Annotated in this window: 8 protein-coding genes and 1 pseudogene; 7 read left to right on the plus strand and 2 right to left on the minus strand. The window is 66.4% G+C overall.

The window, feature by feature from the left end; genetic code table 11:
* The first annotated feature begins 199 nt into the window (after positions 1-199).
* Together LAO51_11440 and LAO51_11445 are read left to right on the plus strand one after the other, a co-directional pair.
* Complete coding sequence (locus tag LAO51_11440; GenBank protein ID MBZ5639350.1) at positions 200-1,888, plus strand: hypothetical protein; 1,689 nt, start codon at positions 200-202, stop codon at positions 1,886-1,888.
* Positions 1,889-1,899: 11 nt separating this feature from the next.
* On the plus strand, positions 1,900-2,499 hold the full coding sequence (locus LAO51_11445; GenBank protein MBZ5639351.1) for a hypothetical protein: 600 nt from the start codon (positions 1,900-1,902) through the stop codon (positions 2,497-2,499).
* Here LAO51_11445 and LAO51_11450 read toward each other — a convergent pair.
* Positions 2,496-2,930: a hypothetical protein gene (locus LAO51_11450; protein ID MBZ5639352.1), complete on the minus strand. Its 435-nt coding sequence runs from the start codon at positions 2,928-2,930 to the stop codon at positions 2,496-2,498. The genes LAO51_11445 and LAO51_11450 overlap by 4 nt on opposite strands.
* 154 nt (positions 2,931-3,084) lie before the next feature.
* Here LAO51_11450 and LAO51_11455 point away from each other — a divergent pair, with 154 nt between their 5' ends.
* From LAO51_11455 to LAO51_11465, 3 genes are all read left to right on the plus strand, one after another.
* Entirely contained in the window at positions 3,085-3,483 is a 399-nt protein-coding gene (locus LAO51_11455; GenBank protein MBZ5639353.1) for a cohesin domain-containing protein, read from the plus strand.
* Positions 3,484-3,870: 387 nt separating this feature from the next.
* Positions 3,871-5,190, plus strand: a complete 1,320-nt coding sequence (locus tag LAO51_11460) for a hypothetical protein (GenBank protein MBZ5639354.1) — start codon at positions 3,871-3,873, stop codon at positions 5,188-5,190.
* A 480-nt stretch (positions 5,191-5,670) separates the two neighbouring features.
* Positions 5,671-8,853 (plus strand): right-handed parallel beta-helix repeat-containing protein, encoded by a 3,183-nt coding sequence (locus tag LAO51_11465; GenBank protein MBZ5639355.1) that lies wholly within the window; start codon positions 5,671-5,673, stop codon positions 8,851-8,853.
* 593 nt (positions 8,854-9,446) lie between these two features.
* On the opposite strand, the gene LAO51_11470 is transcribed toward LAO51_11465, so the two are convergent.
* Complete coding sequence (locus LAO51_11470; GenBank protein MBZ5639356.1) at positions 9,447-10,787, minus strand: DDE-type integrase/transposase/recombinase; 1,341 nt, start codon at positions 10,785-10,787, stop codon at positions 9,447-9,449.
* 201 nt (positions 10,788-10,988) lie between these two features.
* Here LAO51_11470 and LAO51_11475 point away from each other — a divergent pair.
* Positions 10,989-11,244 (plus strand): annotated as a pseudogene (locus LAO51_11475) (DUF4160 domain-containing protein).
* A 5-nt stretch (positions 11,245-11,249) separates the two neighbouring features.
* Positions 11,250-11,531 carry a DUF2442 domain-containing protein gene (locus LAO51_11480; protein ID MBZ5639357.1) on the plus strand — a complete coding sequence of 94 codons (282 nt, stop codon included), beginning with the start codon at positions 11,250-11,252 and terminating at the stop codon, positions 11,529-11,531.
* The last annotated feature ends 118 nt before the right edge of the window (positions 11,532-11,649 follow it).

Below are 11,649 nucleotides of genomic sequence, written 5' to 3' on the forward strand. Positions count from 1 at the left end.
CCTAGGCCGGTTTGATTTTTTACGTCGTGGGCTAAGTGCGAGAGGGTGTAGCGCTGGGCTTGGCGGCGGTCGTCGGTTACGGCTTCGTCACGGCCGGTGAAGCTTACTGGTTGGAAACTGAGGAAGCCAATGCGCTTGGGATTGTCCAGCGCGAACTTGATGATTCTTCCTACCTGTTCGTTGTTGGACCGGGACGGAGATGATCGTGTGGGGTGGCTCGTACTTTGACGGTGTCGACCGAAGGTCGCTCGACACGGGAGGGCGTTACGACCCCGCGACGGACGGCTGGACGCCGACGGCCGCGCTCAACCACCCTGCGGGACGTTACTGGCACACCGCGGTCTGGACGGGCTCGGAGATGATCGTCTGGGGCGGCACCAACCAGGGGGATTACAGCTTGGGAACCGCGTTCGGCACCGGCGGGCGCTACAATCCCGTCGCCGACACCTGGACACCCACATCCACCGGCGGGAACGCCCCCTCGGCGCGGGCTCTTCATACCGCCGTCTGGACCGGAGCCGAGATGATCGTGTGGGGAGGGTACGTCTTCGACGGAACCAACCGCGCGTTCGACACCGGCGGGAGGTACGACCCCGCCACCGACGCGTGGAGACCCACGTCCACGGGGTCCAACGTCCCCTCCCCGCGTGATTCGCACACCGCGGTCTGGACCGGGACCGAGATGATCGTGTGGGGGGGCTACTTCCAGGACCAAGCCGGTGAACACTTCCTCGACACCGGGGGGCGTTACAGCCCCACAGGTGATTCGTGGCGGAAGACGTCCACGGGGGTCAACGACCCCTCCCCGCGCGAATTGCACGCCGCTGTCTGGACCGGCACGCAGATGGTCGTGTGGGGCGGCGAGGACAGTTCCGTCCCCCTTGCGACGGGCGGACGTTACGATCCCGCCAAGGATTCCTGGCGATCCACCTCCACCAGCGCGGGGGTCCCTTCGGAGCGCTGGTCGCCCACCGCGGTCTACAGCGGCACCGAGATGATCGTCTGGGGGGGATGGAACGGCTCCGTGGCCCTGAACGACGGGGCCCGCTACGACCCCGGCACCGACACCTGGACCCCGACGTCCGGAGCCGCTGTCCCCGCCGCTCGCGTGGGTCACAGCGCCGTCTGGAGCGGAACGGAGATGATCGTGTGGGGAGGCTATTTCTTCGACCAGTACGGCGAGCACGAACTCGCCACCGGCGGACGCTACGATCCACTCACGGACACCTGGCGCGCGACGGCCAGCGGCCCGCCTGGGCGCGCGGACCACTCCGCGGTGTGGACGGGAACGGAGATGATCGTCTGGGGAGGCGACGTCTATTACGAGACTACGGGGGACCTCTACTTCCTGCAGAACGCCGGCCGCTACGATCCCGCGACGGACACGTGGCGGCCCGAGTATGGACCGGACGGTGTTCCCGCGGGTCGCGCGTACCACACCGGCATTTGGACTGGCACCGAGATGATCGTCTGGGGCGGCCTCGTTTGGGGCCACTCCATCACCACGTTCGACACCGGCGGTCGCTATTGCGGCAGTTGCGGGACGAACGGCAACGGTGATCCGGATCTGGACGGCGTGTGCTCGCCAGCTGACAATTGCCCCGACATCTTCAATCCGGATCAACTGGACGGGGACCACAATGGCATCGGCGACGTGTGCGAGCCCGATGCGCTCTTCGGGGATGCCAACCTGTCCACGGAGGGTTTCTCGTCGAATCGGATCGACGGGCGAGACCTCTTCCTGTTCGCGGAGGCCTACGGGACGTGCCCCGGCGACGCGGGGCACAGCGTTCGGGCGAATCTGGATCACGTGCCGACGGGATTGCGGGCGTGCGTGGATGCCGAGGACCTCCATCTCTTCCTGAACCAGTTCGGAAAGAGCCGGTGAGGGGCGCTGTCATGAGATGCCGTCGGTTGATCAGGCTCGTCACGTCGGCGGCGTTTCCGATGGGCGTGTTGGCGGTGTTGCTTCTCCTGACGTCGTCGTGCGGCGGGGGTGGGGGCGGCGGCGGCCCCGCGATCGAGTGCGCGTCGTCGTCGGCCGGATTGAACCAGGTCGTGATGAGCTGCGGGGGACAGAGCAACTCGACGACCGAAGTCGTGAAGGTTGTGTTGGGCGGCGGAGCGACGGCGGCTTCGGACGTGCAGGGGTTCCACTTCGACGTGGTCTACGATCCGGCGAAGATTGCGTTCGTGACGGGGAGCGCGGCGGAGGGGACGTTTCTGAACAAGGACGGCGACGATCCTCTGCTCGCGGTCCAGCTGGCGAACGGGGTTCAAGGGCGAGTGATCGTCGGCTTCGACCGGACGAACCAGCCAGCAGGCGTGCAGGGCACGGACGTTGCAAACGACGTGCTGCGCCTCTCGTTCACGGTGCTCGGTAGCGCGTCGGTTGCCCCCGTGCCGCTTACCTTCGAAAACGCGGAGGCGGTTGATCACACGGGAGCGGGGATTGCCGCGATCACTTTTCACGACGGGTTGTCGCTGTCAAGGCGTTAGCAGTCGGAGCGCCGTAGGATGCGCGAAACTCGAGGTTCGTCACGCACCTTCTTCGGCGCATCGATCGCGGTCGTGTGCCTGGGGCTCCTGGCGACGGCTTGTGTTGAGCGCGGCGTGCGCCGCCAGCCGTCGGCGGTGGGGCAGAGCGAGGCGCCCGTTCCGCGAAGCGGCGATGCGGGGGCCGCACCCACGGAGCCTTCGGGGGCCCCGACCGTCACCAGCGCCATCGCTGCGGTCTCGGCACCGGCAGGCGGGAGGGCGCCGGCGAATGGGACCTTGCCGGCCTCCTTGAGCGCTCCCGGGGAAGCGCCGCCCACGCCGTCGTCGACGTCAAAGGAAACGGGGGAGACGCCGCCGACTCCGTCGCGCGCTCTCGCGGTACCAGCGATCATCGCGGGCACGGCCGATCGCTCCTCCGGCGGCGTGATCATGCGAGCGCTGCCCTCGCCCCCGGAGCCGAAGGCCCCGTCCCCGTCAGGGGATGGCGCCACCGTTCCGTCAACTCAGCAGGAACCCGTTCCTCCTTCGGTCCCTCCGACCCGTCCCACGGTCGCACCGGCGCAGCGCGGCATCCTTACGCTTCGCGTGACGTCGAGCCTGACCGAGGTCGCGATCAACCAGACGTTCACCGCCGAGATCGTTGCCAGCTCGGACGCCGGCGTCGTAGACGCGCCGTTTCATCTTCTCTTCGATCCCGCGGTCCTCGAGTTTCTCGACGCGACCCAGGGGGAGTTTCTCGGCGAGGACGGAAGTAGCATCATCTTCATCGTGAATGGCCGGGCGCGGCCGGGAGACGTCGCGATCGGCATCGGCAGAGCGAATCGCGAGCAGGGAGCATCCGGGACCGGAGTCCTCGCCCGGATTCGGTTCTCGGCGCTCGCTCCCGGCGAGACCTATCTGCGCCTCGACCGATCAGTGGCGTGGGACGCCGGCGGGAATCGTATGGAAGTGAGCACCGTTGGCGTTGCGGTCGCCGTCAGGTAGGTCCCCGACCGCCGAAGTGTGCCACTTTCTTTCAGGCTGAGAGTCGGTACGAGGGCGACGGCGTCGAACATGAGCCCACGACGAACGAGGTGAGGCCGTGGCCCCTCGGTGCCAAGAGGCGCCAGGAACAACCTGTCCGACCACGACAGATCGCACGCTTTCGCGTCGTTCCCGCTCTGCCACGGCTCGTCCGCGCCGCCCTCCTTCAGCGGCTTGACGTGGTCGATCACGTAGCCGGGGCAGCGGCCGGTGGTGGTCGCCGGCAAGCGAACAGTCCCATTCCTGACGAATAAGCAATAGCCTCCGACTCGGGACGGGCTCAGGGCGTGTTACGCTCGAACGTGGAGACATGCACCTTGTGCTGCACGCCTCGACAAAAGGGGGAGCATGGAAGCGACCGCGACGCGCATCGGGATCCTGATGACGCTCTACGCCATGGCCGGCTGTTCAACCGCGCACAAGGAAGGTCAGGCGGTCATCCACACACAGGCTGCCGCCCAGGCCTTTCATGAGGCCGCTTCGCTCTGCCAGGCCGAGGGTGGCCGCCTCTGGGGGCAAAGCCTCTGCGGGCCCATGATGTTCGCGGACCAGGCCACTCACCAGGCGGTGTTGAACGGGCCGTCGGCCGGTGCCGTCCGTGACGGCACGCTCTTCCGCCTAGACCTGCCGGCCGGCACGGGCATCGCCAACACCTCCACGGAGGTGGGAGGCAAGTTGTGGACCATGATCATGTGGCCCCTGCCTCAAGACGCGACCGACCGCAGCGTGCTGATGATGCACGAGTCCTTCCACCGCCTCCAGCCTGCGCTGGGCCTCCAGGGCAGCAGCGGTCTGGGCACGAACGTCCACCTGGACGCGAGGGACGGCCGGGTTTGGCTGAAGGCGGAGCTCCACGCCTTGTCCTCGGCGCTCCGGTCCGGCGCCGAGGCGCGGCGCAACGCTCTCTCGGACGCGCTGCTCTTTCGAGCCTATCGGCGAAGCCTCTGGCCCAAGGCCGCCTCTCAGGAACGGGGCCTCGAACTCAACGAGGGGCTCGCCGAATCGACCGGGATCGACGCAGCGCTGAGCGATTCAGCATCTCGGGTCAAGGCCGCGCTGGCGGATCTCGCCAGTTGCGAAGTTTCGCCGAGTTTCGTGCGCTCCTTCGCGTACGGAACGGGACCGGCCTACGCCGAATTGCTGGACTCGGCGGAACCCGCGTGGCGCCGGAGCGTCCACGTGGACTTCGATTTTGGGTCCGCGGTTGCGGCGGCCTACAGGGTGACTCTCCCTGCGCTCTCCAAGGCCGGCGCCGAGACGGCACTGGCGCGCTGGGGAGGGCCCGATATCGTCGCGCAGGAGGACGCCCGCCAGAAGACCATCGAGGAGCGAAACGTGCGCTACACCGGTCTCTTCCTCGAAGGGCCCACGGTACTCTTCCGACTCGTGAGAATGTCCATCACCTTCAACCCTCGGGAGGTGGCGAGCTTCGAGAACCACGGCACCGTCTACGGCACGGTGGAGCTTTCGGACGAGTGGGGGACCCTGAAGGTCGAATCGGGCGCCGCTCTCATCTCGGAAAATTTCAGGGAAGTCCTCGTGCCGGCATCCGCGGACACCACACCCGAGCACCCCGCTGGAAAAGGCTGGAACGCGCGTCTCGCGAAAGGCTACTCCCTCGCGCCGGACCCCTCCAAGCCGGGGTCCTTCAACGTGGTTCCGAAATAGGGCAGGCGCCGTTCGGTCGCACCCGAGTCAATGCTCCCTCCGACTCGGCGCTCGGGCACCGGAAAAAGAACGAGCGGGGGGAGGTCGATTCCCCAAGCCAGAGGACGACGAGCATCATAGACTCCTTCGGTTGGCCGCGAGTCAGCGAATCCGTGCCTGACGAGGGCTGACCGGTTCTGCCGCTGCTCGTCCGCGCCGCCCTCCCTCAGCGGCTTCACGTGGTCGATTACGTAGCCGCGGCAGCGGGCGGAGGGCACCAGCTAGCGGACAATCTCCATCCCATTGCTCGCCAAGGCGGAACCTGCTGACAGCTTTTCGCTTGACTCGCGCGCCCGCGTCCCTGCTCGGGGGTATATTCAGGCGGGGAAAGAAGCGCGACACCAACCCTCAAGGCGGGGGCCGACGCTCACCAGGGCACCACCTACCATGGAAACCCCGTGGAAAAGGTGGGTATCGATTTCACAGCAGGGGAGGGGAGACATGCATCTCACGCGTCTACACCTCGTGCTCCTGTCGACCTTGATCCTGCACTCCGCTTCGACCGCGGCAGTGTTCTACGTCCGGACGGGCGGAAGCGACCTCAACACCGGGGCCGACTGGCTGCATGCCAAGGCGACGGTACAGGCCACGATCAACGCCGCCTCCGACGGTGACGAGATCTGGGTCGCGGCGGGGACGTACGCCGAGCACCTGCAGAACAAGGTCGTCGGGGGCCTCGCGGTCAACGTCGCGCTGTACGGCGGGTTCGCGGGGACCGAGACGTCTCGCGACCAGCGCAACCTCGCGCTGAACGTCACCGTCCTCGACGGGACGAACACGGGGATCGTCTTCACCATCAACAGCCTCGCGGGACCGACGACGCGCGTCGACGGGTTCACGATCCGAAACGGTTGGGCGACAGGCATCACCAATGCCGGCGGTGCGTTCCACGTCGTCGGCTCCGCCCCGACGATCGCCAACGATCTCGTCACCGCGAATACGGCCGACAGCTTTGGAGGCGCCATTCTGATCGCCGGCTACAAGACGACTTCACCGGTCGCGCACGCGGTCATCACCCGGAATCAGATCTATTTCAACCGTGCCGGCGACGGGGGAGCCGGGATCTCGATCATCGGGTCGTCACCGGAGATCAGCTACAACGTCATCTCCCTGAACTACACGACGGGTGAAGGCGGCGGCATCGGGTGCTGGACGACGGAGTCCGCGAAGGTGTGCTCGCCGACGATCGCCGACAACTACATCTACGAGAACGGCTCGAACTTCAGCGACATCGGTCAGACCCTGGGAGGCGGCGGGATCTACGCCACCTCGGACGGCACCGACGGGCGTCCCATCCCCTTCGCGGTCAGCGCGCCCCTCATTGTGAACAACCTCATCGGCGCCAACGGGGCCGTCGCGTCGGGCGGTGGCATCGTGGTGATCGACTCGGAGATCCAGGCGGCAACCGTCGTCAACAACACCGTTTGGGGGAACAACGGCTCGGGGATCTACTGGAGCCAGACGTTTCCCACGATCGCGAACAACGTCATCGCCTACAACACGTGGGGTCTCGAGCGGGAGAACGAAGGCGCGACCCGCGCCACCGTGAGTCACAACGACGTGTACGGCAACACGGTGCAGGGCGCCCGGTCCGACTTCAAGGGACTAGGGGATCCCACCGGGAACAACGGCAACATCTCGAACGACCCGCGTTTAGTGGACTATTCCACGGGACGCTTCCACCTCCAACCCGACTCCCCCTGCGTGAACGCCGGGGACAACGCCGCAGTCCCTTCCGGTTGGCCCGACATCGACGGCCAGGCGCGCATCCTTGGGTCCTCGGTGGACATGGGGGCGGACGAGTCCGACGGGACCTTCTGGGATGCCACGGTTCCGGTTGTGCACGTGCGGCCGGATGGCAACGACTCGAGCGACGGTCTGACCTGGGCGACCGCCAAGGCCACCCTCCTCGGTGCCACCACGACGGCCCACAACATCGCTGGCGAGGTGTGGGTCGAGCAGGGTAGCTATGCCGGACACTTCCGTCTGCCAGCCTGGGTTCACCTTTACGGGGGCTTCAATGGTACCGAAACGAGCCGCGACGGTCGAAATCCGGCTTCGTACGTCAGCGTGATCGACGGCGGCGGGACACCGGGGGTCGTTTCCAGCTCCCTCGCCGGCCATCTGCTGAGCGCGATCGACGGTTTCACGATTCGTAACGGCGGCGTGTTCACGGGTGGGAACTACATCATCCAGGGTGGGCCCGGCGGGCGCGGGGGCGGCGTCGATTGCGACGTGAGCTCGCCCATGATCGCCAACAACGTGATCACCAGGAACTCGCTCGGCAGCCCGTACACGACCGACGAATCACAAGGGGCCGGGATCGGTCTCTACGGGAGCTACGCGACGATCACCGGAAACACTCTCTTCGACAACGAGGTCCTGCGGAGCTCGGGGACCGGTGGAGCGATCTACCTCGTGTCGTCCATGCCGTTGATCGACGGGAACGACATCCACTCCAACCACGCGCCGTACGGCTCGGCGATCTACGCGTACAACTCGGATCCTCGGATCCTCCGGAACACTATCGCCAACAATTCCCAATACGTCCTGATGCCGCTGTACTTCGGTTCGACCACGGGAGCGGTGGATATCGAGCTTTGCAAGGATTTCCTCCTCGAGCGAAACACCATCAGCGGCAGCACGGCGTTCACGGGCGGCGGGCTCGTGGTTCAGAGCACGTTCCAGGGGCGCGTCGCGGACAACGTCTTCCGCGCGAACACGGCGTACGACTACTCCAGCAGCTCCGGCGGGATCGGAGGCGGCGCCTACATCCAGGCGACCGCGTCGCCGACCGGCCCGATGAGCATCGTGAACAACACCTTCTCGGACAACAGCGCGAGTAATTTCTTCCTCGGCGAGCGGGGAGGCGGCCTGGCCGTGGCCCCGCTGTCGGCCTCGCTGACCATTGCAAACAACGTGATCGCCTTCAACTCCTCCGGTATCTGGCGTGACTCGAGCGCGAGCTACACGCCGACGCTCGAGACGAACGATGTCTTCAACGGCACGGGGAAGGAATACATCAACCTCTCTGCGGGTCTGACCGATCTTCACGCCGATCCCGGTTTCCTGAATCGGGCAGGGGGCGATCTCCACATCGGCGCGTCCTCCGTCTGCGTGGACGCCGGAACGAACGCCGAGGTGGCGGCGGGCGAGCTGGATCGTGACGGAGCCCTCCGCATCCAGGATGGGAACCTCGACGGGGTGGCCATCGTCGACATCGGGGCCTACGAGTTCACGACCGACTCCGACGGAGACGGTGTGCCGAACGCCACCGACTGCGCGGCGTTCGATCCCACGGCCTGGGCGGTTCCGGCGGAGATCGGGGGTATGGTCTTCGCGGCCGACAAGATGACTCTCTCCTGGAACTCGCTGTCGAGCCAGGCCGGGCCGGGGGTCGTCTACGATGTGATGCGGGGCTCGCTCGGCCAGTTTCCGGTCGGGACGGGAGGGGCGGAGACCTGCCTGCACGACAACCTAGCAGCGAACTCCTGGTCGGATGGCACCGTGCCGACGTCAGCGCAAGGCTTCTACTACCTGGTCCGCGGCGAGAACGTCTGCGCCATCGGAACCTACGGGACCCGAAGTGGCGGCGTCAACAGGACCAGCACGGTCTGCCCCTGAGCGACATGCTCCACGGAGGCGCTCCTGCAGGCTCGGTGGGACCACGCGTGCGCGACTTCAGCTCCGCGCACCGCTGGCCTCAGCGGTTGGCTTGACGGAATCGACTCTCAGGGAGGTGTGACTACCACCACAGACTCCGCACGCCCCGCGATGGACCGCGGCGCCCATCCAGCGATTCTGAAACCGCGTTTTCGTGGTGGGATCCACGGGGCCGCCAGCGCGTTTCGGCCGACGCCGAGAGCGTGAGGCATGCGTTGTCGGCTTGAACGGGGACGGGCGTACTGCCACCTATCCTTCTCCTTCGCTGCCTCCTTCGTCTGCCATTGATGCATGTTTCCCGGCTCGTCCGCGCCGCCCTCCTTCAGCGCCTCGATGTGGTCGATCACGTAGCCGGTGTAGGGGTCCAGCGAGACTTACCGGCTTGACAAACGTCTTCAGGGCGCCGAGACAAACTCGCGAACCGGCGTTCGGTCCGGGGAATGCCGTTCAGTGAGCGCCCGCGTGGCTTCGGAGGCGGCACGTGCGATCCGATTCGCCGCCCGCGTACACGACCACCGCGGCGCTCCCGACGCGAGCAAACTCGGAAAGAGCGATCAGGCAACTCGCCGGGGTGCGACAATCGGCAGATGCCGACGTCCCGCCTGAAAGCGGACATCGACGTCGAGCCGAGCGCCCGGGTGGCCGCGAACCAATGCGTGCGGTCGAGCGCAGGGAGCAGGACGCGGCCAATCGGGCCGAGGCTCGAATCGAGGCTTTCTGGAGGCCGGCATCTTCCCGAAGTACATCTCGTCGGGAGTACGGGAGTCGAACCGCGCGTGAAGTCTTTCGGCGTTGAACCACGCCACGTAATGATCCAGCTCGCGTGAGAACCCGACTTGCGCCAAGGGGACGAGCGTCAGGACAAGCGTGCACTCGCGCTTCATCGATCGGATGAACCTCTCGACGACCGCGATGCTGCCGTACTTTCCGATCGCGCCGAAGCGCTGGCGGACCCCGAGGCGACGGCACCACCGCCGGAAGGCGTCGGCGACGAAGTGGACGCCGTGATCGGTGACGAGGTGTTTCGGCGCATGCCCGATGTGCCGACAGACTCGTCCGAAAAACCGCGCGATTTCTCGGGCGGACGGTTCGTGTAGGAAGACCGCGGTTCCGACGATTCGCCGGGAGTAGTGGTCGACGACGACCGCGACCCACCAACAGAACGGCCAGCGCCGGGGGAAGGCGTACGGTGCCCACGAGGTCCAGAATCCCCCGGAGGTCGGGACCGTCGTCAGGTCGAGGTGCCAGACGTGATTCGGATGTGTCGCGGTGACGATGCGACGGCCGGTTGCCGCGGTTGGCGAGGAGGCCTTCGTGGGCGAGGTATGAAGCATCCTCCGCACGGTTGTCGCGCCGAGGTGAAGTCCCACGCGGGCGAGTACGCCGGCGATACGTCGAGTCCCCATCGAGGGACAGAGCGCCTTGAGGCGGCGCACGAGGTAGCCGACGAACTCGGGGAACCGGTTGACGGGCTCTCGCAGCTGGACGAGTGCGTCCGGCCCTTCGTCGTCGAGACGCCGGTTCCACGAGGTGACGGTGAGCGGGGTGACGAGAAGGTGGCGGGCGGTCTGGGCGAGCGACCAGCCCCTCGCCGCTCGGAGTTCGAGGAGGGCGAGGCGTTCGATGGGAGGGTAGTGGGGCCGGCGCTGTGGGGGGATGCGCTCCATCCGGGCATCCTTGATGCGAAGCTCTTCGCGAAGGAGCCCGATCTCCTGGCGGAGCCGGTTGTTCTCCTTCGCGAGCCGGATTCTGGCGTTCCAACTGTTGGCGGCGTGGCCACGTGCGGCGGTGAGGGAGAACCGCGCCAAGGAGATCGCGTGGAGGGCTCCGGACCGGACGCGGCGCGTCCAACCCCTCGGCAGGGAGATGACGACTCGGCCGTGGCTCGCCTGCATGAGGGTCTCCCGATGGATGGTGGCATCGGAGATGCCGACTCTCGGCTAAGTTACGGCAAAACGGCACGTTGCGAGGGGGAGGGAAGACTCGAGGAATCGCTGGCGAGCTCCAAGCTCAATTGGCGACGTGCCGCGGTCCGACGTAAATTGAACGGGGATGCGAAGCTGTAGAATGGGCGCGGCCGCTGGAGGACTGCGCCCGTGCCCGAGATCAGCCGTTTCTTCGGGATCGTGATCCAGATGTTCTACGACGATCACACGCCGCCCGAATTTCACGCCCGGTACGGACCAGGCGGTGATCACCGTCCAAGGACTGATGGTGTTGAAGGGAGGGCTGCCTCCGCGCGCCCTGGGTCTCGTGATGGAATGGGCCGCCCAGCATCGGGTAGAACTCGCGGCGGACTGGGCCCTGGCCCGCGACAAGGCGCCGCTGCTGACGATTCCGCCATTGGAGTAGGGATGATGCTCCCGAACGTAGTGAGCGTAGCCCAGACCGGCCCGTATCGTCTTCGACTTCGGTTCGACGACGGCGCCGAGGGTGAGGTCGACGTGAAGGACGCCGTGTCGTTCGTGGGGGTGTTCGAGCCGCTTCGCGATCCCGCGTTCTTCTCACAGGTGAGGGTGGACGCCGAGGCGGGGACGATCGTCTGGCCGAACGGGGCCGATCTCGACCCGCTCGTCCTCCACTCCCGGGTGACCGGTCAGCCGATCTCCTTCGACGTCCCGTCGGCGCAGGCAGGGTAGTCCGAGTCAACTTTGTTTCACCGTCGCTTCCCGGCGCGCTGTTGTGACTTGGTCGTGCCCTGGCGAGCCAACTCCACAGAGCTACGAACTCCACCCCGCCGATTCGCACCCGAAGGCC

This window comes from Terriglobia bacterium, assembly GCA_020073205.1.
Taxonomy (GTDB): Bacteria; Acidobacteriota; Polarisedimenticolia; order Polarisedimenticolales; family JAIQFR01; genus JAIQFR01.